This window comes from Pseudomonadota bacterium, from assembly GCA_026388315.1.
Lineage (GTDB): Bacteria > Desulfobacterota > Syntrophorhabdia > Syntrophorhabdales > Syntrophorhabdaceae > MWEV01.
Genome location: JAPLKA010000036.1, coordinates 1 through 14,264, shown reverse-complemented (window position 1 = coordinate 14,264; position 14,264 = coordinate 1). Strand labels below are relative to the sequence as shown.

Here is a 14,264-nt window from a genome sequence, read left to right as displayed (position 1 = left end):
GATTAAAATTCCTCTAAAGTTAAAATCACAACGCCTTTATGCTTCAGCTTATGACCCTTAAGAGGCATATCCGCCAACTTCATTATCTTATCGGCAACATGGGGAGGAGCCGCTATGACAACATTCCCATACCTCTCTTTTATATTTTTGATTTTCCCTGATATTATCGCAGTCGTATCTAATCTATTCCGTTTTATATGCTCTTCATTTACAGCAAGGCCGCTATAAAAACCATTTATCGGCACTTGGGCAAAAAAGGCAAGGGAATAGCATATTTTCAGCCATTGCTCGTTTTCCCTGATCGCCGGCACTGCCATAATGGCCTTCTTATTCGCCGTCGCCTTTCTAATTATCAAAACATCGCTGTCTCCAAATTCACTTGCAATCTGATTCCCAAAAACTACAGTTTGAGGTGGTTCCAAGTATCCTTTTATCTCATAAGTATGAAAGCCAATCACTATCATAATTACGAGTCCATAAACCAATCCAGCTTTTGTGGTTTTAGAGGTAAGTCTATTTAACAGCCGTCCAAACATTACAACAATGGCAATTGTCACAAACAGCATGAAAGGTATTGCCAAGCGCCCCATTGTTCTTACAAACATAAACTTAGGCCATATTTCTGCGATGATTAGACTGGGCGTCGAGATTTCATTAATTCTTACTCCCCCGATGTGGATAATATAGCCCCAGCTCAATACAAAAAGTAATACTGATGATAGACCCATCATTAGTTGGTAGTTCACCAATTCATTTTTCATAATCAGGGACGAATCGTGCACAAAACTCATTTTACTAAGATATTTATTTCTTTTTTTCACAAAAAGAAAAATCCCTGTAATCGCTAATGTACAAGCCAACAGAATCGCTGCCGTGCCAAGATAGCTAAATCCCTCATACTGCCCATCCTGTAAATTATTTGTCGTAAGTGGAAAACCGAGCTCTGTTAATACGGCGCTTGGACCACACCATTTATAAGCCGGTAATAATGGTTGGTAATTGGGGGGAATGATTAACGTCAGAACATCGGCGACATGGAATCCTCCCCCATAACCACCCCCATACCCCCAGTCGGTACTAAATCTCCCCAAGAGCGGAGATGCAGATTTGATCACATTATAATCAATATCTCCCTGATTCCCCCCCAGCATATAGACGACAGATAGCGTTGCGATAAAGCCTAAAGTTAGGGCAGCGGCAGAATATTTCAGTCTCAGCATATTTTTCACATTATTATTATATATGCAATTAACCAGACAACATAGTGTACATACACCTAAAAGAAAATAAATCCCGAATAAAACGTAATGCTCAAAAATTGAAGTCAGGATTGCAATAAATATTATGAATATAAAAAGTGATTTTCTGTCGGTATTATTAAATAATCTCAGGTAGAAATATGCAAATCCCATATAGAATGGGATATAAGACACAAAATAAGTAACACCATAATAATTTGAACTTCTGTATAAGAGAGGGAATGAAAGTCCCACCATAGTGGCTCCCAACAGTTTTAATAAACAAGCTTTTGATTTAAGTGAATCCATCATTAAGCAAGTGAAGTATGCAGAAAAAAAGACAAATATCATCTCTACTAACGGGAAGTAATAAAAGTTAGCGAAGATCCCGTTTATTTTTGACAATGCCTTGAATATAATGGCAAAAAACGGAAGGGGACCTCTCGCTATACTTGCATCATAAAAGGGGAAATTTAGCCCGTTGATGACGCTTATAGGCCAACTGAATGGATCTCTTGCCCAGATGACGTATCTTGCCCAGACGTCTAATTGGTCGGTATTCTCCGCAATTGAGGGCATATAGCCTGAAAAAGGCAGACATGTCCGCCACCTGAATGCAAAGATCACTGTGACAATAACTGAGATAATCCAGTTTTGCAGTTCCGTTACTTTATTGATGAATCCTCTTGTCATAAATTATTTTTTCGAATGACCTTTTTGCGTTCGTATTTTTTTCATCAACTTCATCTCCAAACTATAAAATCTCTAATAAATTGATACAAAAATGTCGCGCCCCACGGCCATATCTTTAACTTTCTTTCTCCACCGATTCTTGGTGGTTCATCCCCTGGTATTTCAGTTATTTTCAATTTCCTTCTTGCCGCTCTTACTGACAGGAGAGGTTCCCAACTCACCTTGCACGAAAAAAGCTTTTCCGGAACTGAATACCATCTGTCTTGATCGAGTTCCAATTCATCTATTAAACTTTTTTTGTAGGCTCTATAAATAACCATTGCATCCGTATATTTGCCTCCATGCAGCACATTCGCAGTCCTTGTAAAAAACCAGTTTCCAAAGCCCGTCAGAAAGTCATCATCATAACTTTTTGCCGACCCCAGATAACGAGATGCTATTACCATATCATAGCCCTCCTTCATTTTTTCAATGAGTTTGGGAATTAGCTCCGATATTGAATTTCCGTCGGGACTGAATGTGATTAATACGTCACCTTTAACTTGTGGCATTACCTCAACATACGCATGTCTGAACCCCTTTTGCTTTTGAATATAAACGGTATATCCATTTTCTCTTGCCCACTCTACTGTCCCATCGGTAGATCCGCCATCAACTACAATGATCTGATCGACCCATGTTTTTTGTATTTGTGGCATTATTTTTTTCATACCATCAATTTCATTTAACGTCATTACAAGTAATGTTGTTGTCACTTGACCTCCTAATCTATTTGGTTTATACACAATTGTTTTATCGTTCCGCACTTGATGAAGCATCTATTTTGTTTTTAGAGGCTCCGAATTCCTACTTCTACAAGTCTGTATATATTATAGTTTGATACTTTCCCTAAAATATTTAATAATGAAAAAAAGAATGATCAATACAATTGTTACAAGGGTACCTGCAAGGACTATGTAATGACCTACATCTTTTATGCTCTCCTCCGACAGCACGCTCCACCCAATAAAATACCCTATTGATGCAATAATACTTGCTGGCGGTATGAGAAAAAGGGCTGTTGACCATATAAACGTACCAAAGGGTATAGGTGTAATTCCAAACAAGTAGTTGAGAGGTCCTGATGCAAAGATAGGGTCAAGTCTTACAAAGGCAACAACTTTCCATCCATTCCCCTCTATTGCATTAAACAACCGAAGCCATTTAGGGTTTTGTAACTTTCTTTTACAGTAATCGTGTACCAAATATCGCGCTATTATAAACGAGCAGCTTGCGCCACAAGTTGCCCCAATAACAGATAACAAAGTACCCCAAAGAGGTCCCCAGAGAAGACCAGCGCCTAAATTCATTGGCAATGTTGGTAAAACAGATATACTCATTATTATGTAAAACACAATAAATAGGAAAGGGGCAAGGATCTTATTGTTTTGAATAAACGTGAAAATTATCTCAGGACTAATTGTCCAAAATTTATTAAATAAAAATACTATAAATATTATTGTAATGAGAAGAAGTAAAAAAATTAACTTTTTCTTATATGCAAGGATTTTCAATATTGCCATATTTTAAAATGAAATCTTTTTTCTCTGACTGTTGTGACATAAAATTCATCGGTACAGAATCCCCCCCCACAAATCTTTTTTAATGGAGGGTTTTTGAATATCTTTTGTGCGGTAATACTCTTAAAAACCCTTGTAATGACTATTATAAACGATTCAACAATTGGCAGAGTGCTTCTATTTTTTCTTGTTCCAGTCCTGGATAGTTGCCGATATACCAGCCGAAAAAGTGGATGTGATTCACATTCGGATAGCGCTCAAATTCATTGCCCATGAGTTTTCGTAAGTAAGGTTGGCGCAGTTGGTTGCCACCGCCGGAAAGCCCGCGCCGAAATTCGACCCCGCGTTGTTGTAACGATTGCTCAACACGATCACGCAGTACCGTGTCGGGCTCGTTGAGTACCAGAGTAAAGGCATAATTACAACTGCCCTCGACTGCAAAATCGGTCCGATATTTGGTCGGGTCGAGAAGAGAGAGAAACAGATCAAGATTTCGCCTTCGTATCCTGTTATTCTCGTCCAGCCTCTTTAGCTGTGAACGGCCAATCACCGCACCAATCTCATTGGGACGGACATTATACGCAGGGAAGGCAAAAATAAAATCCGGATTCAGATCGGGATGATTTGTTATGTATGAGTTCCTGATTTCGTTTGATGTCGCTTCACGCACCATGCCGTGTGAGCGTAACATGCGAACAGTTTCGTAGACATTACGATTGTTGGTGCAGATCACCCCGCCTTCGATGGTGCTCATGTGGTGGGCATAGTAGAATGAAAAATTAGATATAAGTCCGAATGTGCCGAGTTTGCGCCCATTAAAGGTAGCGCCATGTGACTCGCACACATCCTCAATCAACGGAATGTTGCGGCGCTCCAGTTCGTCCAGCAGTTGCTGTGTGAGGGCATTGTAGCCAAGGATATGCGTAATAAACACCGCACGGGTACTGGCGTTGAGTCTTGTCAATACCTGAGCTGTGTCCATACCAAACGTGCGTCGGTCAATATCTACAAAAACAGGTGTAAAACCGTTTTGGAGAACTGCGGCAATATCGGACACCCACGTTAGGGGGGGGACGATAACCTCTCCTGTCCCGAACATCTCATTGAGCGCAGCCATGGTCAGAAGGTTAGCAGAGGCGCCTGAATTGACAAAAACACTATATTTGACACCGAGCCACTCGGACCATTCGCGCTCAAAGGCAAGCGTTTGCTTGGAGTGGGTCAACGGCGGATCATCTTGTGATAAGTAGGCAATAACTGCGTCCATGTCGGCGCGGGTAATATTGTTTTTCATCAAAGGTAAATTAAGGTTCGGTTCGATTATCATTTACAATAGTTCCTAATCGTCAATAGATTTTGAATAATCCTGTTAATCATCTAATATTTGATAAACCTGTCTTCTGTCACCAGGATTTATTATTACTATATCTGTCCTGCTCATATAGATTCCCTTAACATTTCTTTAATGTCAGCCACAACGCTATCTTCATCAAGGTTGTTTAGTTTGTGTAAGTAATCTCTGCTGCCAACATCAAATACATAGGAATCCTTAAACCCTTTGCTTTTAATTTTAGTGTCTGACGATTTTCTATTAAGAATACTAATAACAAAACTATCCAAGCCACCTTTATTTATAAAAGCCTCTTCAAGTGTTAGAATATATTTATATTTAACCAATGAGCTAAAGAATACTGTTTCATTCATAGGCTTGATTATAAAGACATCAATTACCCCTATATGAATTCTTTCCCTGTTCAGTTTCTCGGCTACATTTAAAGCAGTATGTGTCATATGGCCCGTTGAAACCAAACAAACATCATCGCCTTTTGCCAACTCAAAAAATCCATCATCCAAATTTACATCATCTGTGTCGCTGTAAATATTCGGCAATGGTTTCCCATCAAATCTTATATATTTTGGTTTTTTATTTTCTATTGAATAATCTACAAATTTTTCAGCCAAGACCCAATCGCTCGGAGATATCAAGCTGATATTGGGCAATGTTCTAATAATGCTGATGTCTTCTAAACTATGATGTGTGGGACCCGAAACGTCATAGCTCAAACCTGCCCCCACACCAATCAAGTTAACATTTATGTCATGAACATGCGATAAAAGGGAAAGGTTATTTCTTATTTGCTCATATGCCCTCATAACCAAAAAAGGTGCAATTGCATATGCATAAACAATGAACCCTTCTAAGGCTAAACCGGTTGCAACATTGACGAGGTTTTGCTCTGCAATGCCAACATTAATGAATCTGTTATTAAAGTCTTTTCTCAACACATCTAATTTAGGAGAGCCAAAATCAGCCGTTAGAAAAAACAATGATTTATTTTCAAACATCTTATAATATATCTGTTCAATAAAAACATCTCTCATTGCCTTTTTAACCGCACTCACTGTAAGCCCTCTATGGCTGCATCAATATCATCCGGTCTTATATTTTTAATATGGCTCAGCGGATCAACCTCTAAGTTTGGAACTCCTTTGCCTTTTACGGTGTTGGCTATAAGTGCCTTGGGTAAGCCCTTTTCTTCACTTTTTAATCTTAATAAAGACTCATATGTTTGTTTCATATCATGTCCGTCAATAGCGCTTACCGACCACTTAAATATTCTAAACTTTTCATCCAATGGTTCTATGTCAATAATGTTTTTGCAAAAATCAAGCATACAAACCTTGTTGTTATCAATAATCAAAACCAAATTATCCAGCCTATATTCCCCTGCCATCATAATCGCTTCCCATACAGCGCCCTCATATAGCTCGCCATCTCCCATGAGGACAAATACCTTTTCCATTTTACCTTTTCTTTTTAAGGCTAGCGCCATACCGCACGCAACACCGAGACCGTGCCCCAATGAACCATTTACAGTTTCATATCCCGGTATGATAGGATCAGGGATACCTCCTAAAAAAGAACCTTCCTTGCATACTCTCGAGAGTTCTCCTTTATCGAAATATCCAATATCTGCCAATATAGGATAAAACGAAATTGACCCATGACCTTTGCTGATAATAAAACGGTCTCTGCCTTCCCATTTTGGATTTATTGGATCAAACTTTATAATTCCTCCATAAAACAAGGCAACGAATATCTCAACAGGCGAAAGAGAGGACGCAAGCCGGGTCTCTTGCGCTTCGCCATGGATTTTGAGTGTCTCTTTGCGAACCCACAGGGCTTTATCTTTTAATAATTGAATCGTGTTATCTATTTCTTCCATATAATGTCATTCGCAATGCTTTTTGAAATTATTTATAAGCCATTGATATGTTGTCTTTAATCCTTCTTTCAATGAAGTTGATGATTTCCACCCTAATTTCAAAAACTTTGAACTATCCAAAAGCTTTTGCGGCGTCCCGTCAGGCTTGGTAGCATCCCATTCTATTTTGCCTTCAAAACCTGCTACGATAGCAATCTGTTCAGCGAGCTCCTTAATCGAATAATCTATACCTGTACCCACATTATAATGTTGGGCGCTATCCAGCTTATCTAAATTAAGAACTGCAAAAATAGACGCATCAGCAACATCCTCGCTGAAGATAAATTCTCTGCGGGGACTGCCGCTTCCCCAGAGGACAATCTTTTTCTGCCCGTTAGTCTTTGCTTCGTGAAACCTTCTGATTAGAGCAGATAGTACGTGGGAGTTTTCCAGGTCAAAATTATCATTTGGGCCATACATGGAATTCGGAAGCAATGCGATAAATCTGTTTGTTTTAAACTGAGCATTGTATGATCTGCATGCAATTATTCCAGCAGTTTTTGCAATTGCATAAGCCTCGCTTGTTTCTTCAATTTTGCCGGTAAACAAATACTCCTCTTTGATTGGTTGTGGACAACTTTTTGGATATATACATGAAGAACCATAGAAAACAAGATGTTTTACTTCATACCTTTGTGCTACCTGAAAGACATTGTCCTGAATGGCAATGTTGGTATGCAAAAAATCTACAGGATATGTCTGGTTAGCAATAATACCGCCTGTTAATCCTGCGCATAAAAACACATATTCGGGGCGTTCTTTCTCAAAAAGCTCATCAACCAGTTTTTGGTCTGTCAAGTCAAGTTCAGCATGGCTTCTTGTGACTACGTTATGGTAGCTTTCTGATTCCAGTTTTTTTAAAAGCGCTGAGCCAAGAAGTCCAGTATGCCCGGCAACGTAAATCTTTGAGTCTTTAAACATTACCATATTTACTGTTCGTGATTATTTTATACCCCTTTATTAACTCTTTGATACCCATTTCAAGGGAATGAATTGGTTTGAAGCCGGTTTTTTCTATCTTTTCGTTTGAGACTATGTAATCACGTTTATCGGGGTCTTCACCAACCGGGGCTTCAAGATAAACAAAATCAGGGATCTGTTCCTGAATCTTTGCGCAGAGCTCTAATTTGGAAAGGTTTGCATCGGATAGACCAACGTTATACGCTTCGTTTTTCATTTTATCAAAGTTGTCTATTGCATGGATGAATGCCCTTACGACATCCCTTATGTGAATATAGTTTCTCTTAAAGTGTCCTTCAAAGACAACCACAAATCTGTCTGTAACTGCCCTGTAAGTAAAATCATTTACTAAAAGGTCGATTCTCATCCGGGGAGACGTTCCGAAAACAGTCGCCAGCCTGAAGCTTATGGAATTTCCCCTATCAAGAATAATCTTTTCTGCTTCCATTTTGACTACACCGTATAAAGTAATAGGGTTTAGTGAAGTTTTTTCTGTGCAATAAACGCCTTTTTGGCCAACACCATACCCGCTATTTGTCGTAGGCATTACAATTCGCTGTTCTTTTGATATGAGCTTAGTTATTGATGCTATTGCATCCCTGTTGATAGTTGCTGCCCCGACTTTATCTTTATTGCACAGCGGCGCGCCTACCAATGCAGCTAAAGGAATTATATAATCAGCCTTTTGCAAAAGGGGTTTTAAAACGTTTTCATCCCTTGCATCGCCTCTTACCACATCAAAACTGTCATTCACACAACAATCAAGTAAAGAATTCTGTTGGTACATAAAATTATCCAATACCGTGACTTTGTTGCCCAATTTTAATAACTCAGGGGCAAGCATAGAACCAATATAGCCGCCGCCGCCTGTAACTAAAATATTATACATGGATCCTCCTATCTCCTCTTGTCATTCTGGTAATCGGGTTTATAAACTATGATTTCCGAACCTGTAAAATCAAACTTAAAGGGAACATGCAGGTAATTTTTTAATGACTTTTTTACCCTTGGTTGGTTTTCAGGCTCTACATAAAACAACATAAAACCCCCACCGCCGGCTCCTAAGAGTTTTCCTCCAACCGCCCCATTAGCTAAAGCTGTTTTATACATATCATCTATCTCCTCATTACTAATTTTGTCAGATAATTTTCTTTTCAATTTCCAGGTTTCATTCAAAAGTTTTCCGAAATCAGTAAAATTATCGTTACCAGAGGCTAAGATTTTTTGGGCGTCGCCAACTAATTGTCTCATTTCTAATAATTCATCTTTTTTCTTCGGTATGTTCTCAATTTCCTCTTTCGCTATATCAGAAGCATATCTTGATAATCCTGTAAAAAAAAGCATAAATTTATTTTCAAAACTCTGAAGACTGGGTTCTTTCATGATAATAGGCCCAACAATAATTTCTCCATTTTGAAGAAATTCGATAGTGTTCAAACCACCACATGCCGCCCATACCTGGTCTTGAGAGCCGACGTTTTCGTGTATCAAGTCCTGTTCGATACGTATTGCCTCTTTGTAAAGATTTTCTTTTGTAATAAGCTTACCTTCAAGGGCGTATAGTGTTTTTAACAGTCCGACTGTAAAGGCCGAGCTCGAACCCATACCAGAACGAGCTGGAATATCACCATCATGATGGATTTCCAAACCATTAACAACTTTCATATATTTAAGAGTTTCCCTTACAGAAGGGTGCTGAATCTCGTCTAATGTCTGAACCGATTCAATTTTAGAATATAGAATCCTGTGTTTGTGGGTAAAAAACGGGGGGAGTTTCCTGCAGGTTATATAAGAATATTTATCAATTGCAACGCCTAAGACTTTGCCACCATACTCAAGATACCATGACGGGTAATCTGTGCCGCCGCCAAAAAAAGATATTCTGTGAGGTGTACGTGAAATGATCATTATTTTACTCTATCAAATACTCTATCAAACGATGTGATTCGCTAATTCTGCTTGCGCCCTTTTGTAGTCATCAGGAATGCCAATATCAATAAATATCCCGCTGGTTATATAACCGTATGCATTACCTTTTATTAAATCAGGTAATATCTCGCGTTCAAAAGATATTTCCCGATCTTTGTCGATGCTGTCAAAAAGATTCTTTTTTATCAGGTAAGCTCCAGCATTTATTAGGCCGGTATGATTTGAACTGTTCTTTTCTTCAAATAAAAGTATTCTGAGCTGATCATCTATTTTTACGCTACCATATCTGTTGGCATCGCTAATCTCTTTTAAAACAATGGTTATTGAAGCCTTATTGGCTTTGTGAAAAATTATTAATTTGTTAATGTCAACTTCTATGTATGAATCACCATTTAAAACAAGCACATCGTCCGTGTTTGCAAAAGATAGCGCCTTTTTTATTGCGCCACCTGTTCCTAACAACACCTTTTCCTCAGAAAACAGGATTTTAAAATTATAAGCAGCAGAATTTTTATATCTGTTTATTATTACGTCTGATTTGTATCCAACCGCAAGCATCACTTTTGTTATGTAAGGGTAAGGGTTAAGCTGCGATAATAATATATCCAAAAAGGGTATTCCATTAATCGGAGCCATTGGTTTCGGAATATCCGGGAGGATGCCGCTTAGTCTTGTACCTTTTCCACCTGCGAGAATGATTGTATCTATTTGCATAGATAATTATGAAGTTGCTGATATGATATGCTTTACCACACTCAATAAATCTTTTTCGATATAAGTAGCTTTCATGTCGGTCTGATGCTCTCTGCCATACCCAGTTTGGACTAAATATGTGATAATGTCCAATCTATTTCCTGCTTCGATATCAGAATTTTTATCTCCAATCAAAATTAGCTCGCTTTTGTGGTATTCATTTTGCTGAATAACATCTTCAAAAAGTTTTGTGTTAGGCTTTCTACAATTACAGTTTCTCGTATATTCAGGAACAATGCCTTCAGGATGGTGAGGGCAATACAATACCTTTTCAATTTTAATGCCTCCCTTTTTGAAGAAATTCAACATGTATTCTGTTAAAACATGGTACTGCTTTTCTGTGTATAACCCTTTTGCGATACCTGCTTGATTTGTAACTATATAGATTTTTATTTTGTGGCGGGTAAGTAATTTAAGGGCTTCAAGTGAACCTGGGAGCAGTTCAAAATCTTCAATTTTGTAAACATAGCTTTTATCAACATTTATTGTGCCATCACGATCAATGAAAACAGCTTTAATTTTAGCCACAGATTTAATAAGTCATGAATTCTTAGTTTTGAGTTTTGAGTTACTTGAAACAGTAGTTTTTACAATAGATGTAAGCATTCTTATTATTTCGGATGACTCGGCAATAAGGGGTTTTGTATGATGTTCTTCAAGAAATTTGCTATCTCTGATTAGCCGTAACCAATGATTGGTTTCTCGCGTTTCCTTTGAGGCTATGGACATTTTTGAAAGAAAATCTGCCCTGCTTTGTCCTGCAAGTGCCTCTTCTACGTTTGCTCCAATGCTTGTTCCAGCCTTTAATGGCTGTTTTGAGAGCACATATTCGTTTTTTGATATGAGTATTTTATAAAGATCAATAATTTTCAAAGCAAATTCATAGGTTCTTTTCTTTATTATGCTTTTGTCTTCCATCAACTCAAAACCAAGAATTCATGACTCAAAACTAAAACCAGTGGTTTATCAAAACTGGTTTTCAACTATTTCGCAAATTATATGCTCAACAAGCAGGTGTATCTCCTGGATGCGTGGTGTGTCCAAGGACGGAGCTTTGATTGCAATGTCGCTTATTTTCGCCATCTCTTTTTCTGTCTCTCCGCTTAAGAACACCGTATTTATTCCAAGTTCTCTTGCTGTCTTGAAGGCGGCTTCCAACACATTCCTGGAACTGTCGCTTGTACTGATGCCCAGAAGAACATCACCGCTTTTTCCAAGCGCCTTAACCTGACGGCTGAATATATGGTCGTAGGAATAGTCATTAGAGATTGAGGTCACAACGGACGTGTCTGTTGTGTATGGCAATAGCTGGCAATGGATCTCTGTTTTTTGTAAAACCTACAAACAAATTCTCCTGCTATGTGCTAGGCGTCGGCAGCACTTCCACCGTTTCTGCAAATCATGAGTTTATTGCCGGATTTTAAAGCATTAATTATAATCCGGGCGGATTCATTTATCCGATTGATTGTGTCGTCACCAGATATCAGTTTTTTGCATATTCTGGATTGTTGTTTGAATTCTGTCTTTTATGACTTTCATGTGGCAAAAACTTTATCGGTGAGCAGGCGTTTAAACTACCTACTTCGGAGCCCCGAAGTAGGTTATGTATAAATTATTTTTTCCGTCTAAATAATCGGACTATTCTGACTAACCATTTTTTATTCCTTAAATAAAATATTGTCTGAATAATATGGGCATTATAATTCAGCTTGACAAGTATCCACGTTATATGAATCCTCGCAGGAAGAGGGATATCGCCGAACATTGTTAATGTAACCTTGAAGAGATTATGGAACGGCAAGAAATAATCAATAGCGTTTTTCCGAAATACGCGAAATATATCCATGCTGTTGCTTAGACCTTGCGAGCCAAGCACAACGTATCCTTCTTTGTCTCTGTGCATTTTTCCGTGATTTGCAAGAAACAAAACAATAGCCCAATCAGCCGCCAGGAAATGATCGGATACAAATCCACATCCCTCAAGAACATCCCGTCTGATCAGAGAATAAAATCTACCATTTGCGTGCCAGGTATCAAAAAATTTAATAAGACGGTTTATCCTGTTTGCTTCAAGACTTGCATCACCCATCGAAACTTCATTGAATTTACCGTTATCAAACCTCGTTGGCGATGTTGAGGCGACAAAATCCGGGTTATGATCCAGAAACGAGACATTCACTTCGAGATAATCAGCGGATCTTATGTCGTCATGTGCAGCCCACATAAAATAATCACCCCGTGCTTCGTCAAGGACAAGCTTGAAGTTTGTGACCGCACCCACATTTTTCGACTGGCGGACGTAACGAATTCTGCGATCTTGCTCCGCATATTCCCGACAAATCGACTCTGTGCCATCTGTTGATGCGTTATCGGAAATGATCAACTCGAAATCAGCGAACGATTGGCCAAGCAATGAATTCAGCGCACATCGTAGGGTATCTTCGCCGTTGTAAACCGGCATGCCAACGCTGACTTTGGGAATGTGCATCTCCAACGTTCTGTTCACCTCAATCATTTCTTTGTTCTTCAATCCAATACACCCAATCTCAAAAGCTTATCGACCTGAGTTGCCAGCAGGAGCGCCAGAAAGTTTATTGTCATCATGCCACACGCGAAGTCCCATGAGGGCGTTCCAACCCTGGCCAAGGTGGTTGGCAATGATGTTTTTCTTGACAGTTCTCATATCAATTTAGAGGAGTGGATAAAAAGAAAAAATAAGGATTGGACAGAAAATTTGTGTGTCAACTTATCCGTTTGAGATACCCATCCGGAGCAACGGTGATGAGGAGTTTGTTTTCGATCATCTTGTCGATCTCGAAATGGAGCTGTGCTCCATCGGCTGCCTTGCGACCCTCATCCTTTAAACGGCGCAAATACTCCCGGACGGCAGTCTTAGGATTATTACCCTTGTTCCATGGGCGGTCAGAAGACGTTTCTTCGGGTAAGTCTTCAACCACAGTATCGAAGACGACGCAGTAACTCCCGCTACTGGTGAGTGGTGCATAAGCTTCAAGCTCAGCTAAAACATGTTCGTGGGTATGGTTGGAATCGAGGCAAATGAGCACCGTTTCCTTCCCTTTGGCAACCTTTCTGACCTCCGCAACTACTTCCTCGGAAACCGATGAACCTTCGATCATAGATATCCGTTTAAACATCGAGTGCGTTTCAATTGCACGGCGATTATGTTCCCGGATGTCGATATCAATGCCAAGCACCTGGCCTTTGCCAATTAACTCCAAAATAGAAGCATACAAAATAAGTCCACCACCGTGCGCAACACCTGTCTCAATAACCAGATCCGGTTTCACTTCCCAAATAATCTCTTGCATTGCGACGATATCCTGTGGATACTGAAATATGGGACGCCCCAACCAGGAAAAGTTATACGAGTAGTGAGACAACAAGGACTTCTTGTTAAAAAGACGCGCAGCCTTATTTAAAGAAACATTTTTCCCCTGTTCTTTCATTCGTTGCAATCTTTCGTTTTCAAACTCCTCAATCATTTTCATTTAAACTATCCCCTCTTCTCTTTAGCATTACACGATAACGATTACTTCTGTTTTGATACTCAATGAACGTAAAACATCCTCTATCTCTTTCCGATAGCTGGGATTGGTGATCAGAATGTACCTTGGTTGTATTTCTTTCAAAAGTTCAGGGGCTATAACCTCCTGTCCGCCTACCGGGATATACGTGTTATGTCTTCGCGGATTAGAATCTACAACATATGGAATAACTCGGTAGTCTAGGTACTGTCAACATAATTGTGTAAATTTTTTATAGAGGGGCAAATTAGGACGTACCTTCCCTATTTTCGTTGTTCTCCAGTTCATCTCCATCTTCAGTGAGATAAATGCCAGGAGCAG

At 39.2% G+C, this 14,264-nt stretch carries 15 protein-coding genes; all 15 read right to left on the bottom strand.

Annotation, left to right across the window (positions count from 1 at the left end):
- Positions 1–2 precede the first annotated feature (2 nt).
- Positions 3–1,931 carry a hypothetical protein gene (locus tag NTX75_03445; protein ID MCX5815283.1) on the bottom strand — a complete coding sequence of 643 codons (1,929 nt, stop codon included), beginning with the start codon at positions 1,929–1,931 and terminating at the stop codon, positions 3–5.
- A gap of 50 nt (positions 1,932–1,981) precedes the next feature.
- Positions 1,982–2,686, bottom strand: coding sequence for a glycosyltransferase family 2 protein (locus tag NTX75_03440; protein ID MCX5815282.1), 705 nt, complete (start codon positions 2,684–2,686; stop codon positions 1,982–1,984).
- A 114-nt stretch (positions 2,687–2,800) separates the two neighbouring features.
- Positions 2,801–3,493 (bottom strand): VTT domain-containing protein, encoded by a 693-nt coding sequence (locus NTX75_03435; GenBank protein MCX5815281.1) that lies wholly within the window; start codon positions 3,491–3,493, stop codon positions 2,801–2,803.
- Positions 3,494–3,635: 142 nt separating this feature from the next.
- Positions 3,636–4,817, bottom strand: a complete 1,182-nt coding sequence (locus tag NTX75_03430) for an aminotransferase class I/II-fold pyridoxal phosphate-dependent enzyme (protein ID MCX5815280.1) — start codon at positions 4,815–4,817, stop codon at positions 3,636–3,638.
- A 110-nt stretch (positions 4,818–4,927) separates the two neighbouring features.
- Positions 4,928–5,893 carry a transketolase gene (locus NTX75_03425; GenBank protein ID MCX5815279.1) on the bottom strand — a complete coding sequence of 322 codons (966 nt, stop codon included), beginning with the start codon at positions 5,891–5,893 and terminating at the stop codon, positions 4,928–4,930.
- On the bottom strand, positions 5,890–6,717 hold the full coding sequence (locus NTX75_03420) for a transketolase (GenBank protein ID MCX5815278.1): 828 nt from the start codon (positions 6,715–6,717) through the stop codon (positions 5,890–5,892). Before NTX75_03420 ends, NTX75_03425 begins: the two co-directional genes overlap by 4 nt.
- Positions 6,718–6,723: 6 nt before the next feature.
- Positions 6,724–7,677, bottom strand: coding sequence for a GDP-L-fucose synthase (locus NTX75_03415; GenBank protein ID MCX5815277.1), 954 nt, complete (start codon positions 7,675–7,677; stop codon positions 6,724–6,726).
- On the bottom strand, positions 7,670–8,605 hold the full coding sequence (locus NTX75_03410) for an SDR family oxidoreductase (protein ID MCX5815276.1): 936 nt from the start codon (positions 8,603–8,605) through the stop codon (positions 7,670–7,672). The genes NTX75_03415 and NTX75_03410 overlap by 8 nt, the downstream gene beginning before the upstream one ends.
- A gap of 8 nt (positions 8,606–8,613) precedes the next feature.
- Entirely contained in the window at positions 8,614–9,624 is a 1,011-nt protein-coding gene (locus tag NTX75_03405) for a kinase (protein MCX5815275.1), read from the bottom strand.
- A gap of 24 nt (positions 9,625–9,648) precedes the next feature.
- A complete protein-coding gene (locus NTX75_03400) occupies positions 9,649–10,359 on the bottom strand; it encodes a nucleotidyltransferase family protein (GenBank protein ID MCX5815274.1) in 711 nt (236 codons plus the stop codon).
- A 6-nt stretch (positions 10,360–10,365) separates the two neighbouring features.
- Positions 10,366–10,926: an HAD family hydrolase gene (locus NTX75_03395; protein ID MCX5815273.1), complete on the bottom strand. Its 561-nt coding sequence runs from the start codon at positions 10,924–10,926 to the stop codon at positions 10,366–10,368.
- A 12-nt stretch (positions 10,927–10,938) separates the two neighbouring features.
- Positions 10,939–11,316: a four helix bundle protein gene (locus NTX75_03390; protein ID MCX5815272.1), complete on the bottom strand. Its 378-nt coding sequence runs from the start codon at positions 11,314–11,316 to the stop codon at positions 10,939–10,941.
- Positions 11,317–11,364: 48 nt separating this feature from the next.
- Positions 11,365–11,703: an SIS domain-containing protein gene (locus tag NTX75_03385; protein ID MCX5815271.1), complete on the bottom strand. Its 339-nt coding sequence runs from the start codon at positions 11,701–11,703 to the stop codon at positions 11,365–11,367.
- 307 nt (positions 11,704–12,010) lie between these two features.
- Positions 12,011–12,928: a glycosyltransferase family 2 protein gene (locus NTX75_03380; GenBank protein ID MCX5815270.1), complete on the bottom strand. Its 918-nt coding sequence runs from the start codon at positions 12,926–12,928 to the stop codon at positions 12,011–12,013.
- Positions 12,929–13,139: 211 nt separating this feature from the next.
- Positions 13,140–13,865 (bottom strand): cephalosporin hydroxylase family protein, encoded by a 726-nt coding sequence (locus tag NTX75_03375; protein MCX5815269.1) that lies wholly within the window; start codon positions 13,863–13,865, stop codon positions 13,140–13,142.
- Positions 13,866–14,264: the final 399 nt, after the last annotated feature.

Bases quoted from the DNA above. Each gene is read 5' to 3' on its own strand.
- NTX75_03390 (MCX5815272.1), bottom strand. From the start codon at position 11,316: ATGGAAGACAAAAGCATAATAAAGAAAAGAACCTATGAATTTGCTTTG.
- NTX75_03430 (MCX5815280.1), bottom strand. From the start codon at position 4,817: ATGATAATCGAACCGAACCTTAATTTACCTTTGATGAAAAACAATATT.
- NTX75_03410 (MCX5815276.1), bottom strand. From the start codon at position 8,605: ATGTATAATATTTTAGTTACAGGCGGCGGCGGCTATATTGGTTCTATG.
- NTX75_03375 (MCX5815269.1), bottom strand. From the start codon at position 13,865: ATGAAAGAACAGGGGAAAAATGTTTCTTTAAATAAGGCTGCGCGTCTT.
- NTX75_03415 (MCX5815277.1), bottom strand. From the start codon at position 7,677: ATGTTTAAAGACTCAAAGATTTACGTTGCCGGGCATACTGGACTTCTT.
- NTX75_03420 (MCX5815278.1), bottom strand. From the start codon at position 6,717: ATGGAAGAAATAGATAACACGATTCAATTATTAAAAGATAAAGCCCTG.
- NTX75_03435 (MCX5815281.1), bottom strand. From the start codon at position 3,493: ATGGCAATATTGAAAATCCTTGCATATAAGAAAAAGTTAATTTTTTTA.
- NTX75_03445 (MCX5815283.1), bottom strand. From the start codon at position 1,931: ATGACAAGAGGATTCATCAATAAAGTAACGGAACTGCAAAACTGGATT.
- NTX75_03405 (MCX5815275.1), bottom strand. From the start codon at position 9,624: ATGATCATTTCACGTACACCTCACAGAATATCTTTTTTTGGCGGCGGC.
- NTX75_03400 (MCX5815274.1), bottom strand. From the start codon at position 10,359: ATGCAAATAGATACAATCATTCTCGCAGGTGGAAAAGGTACAAGACTA.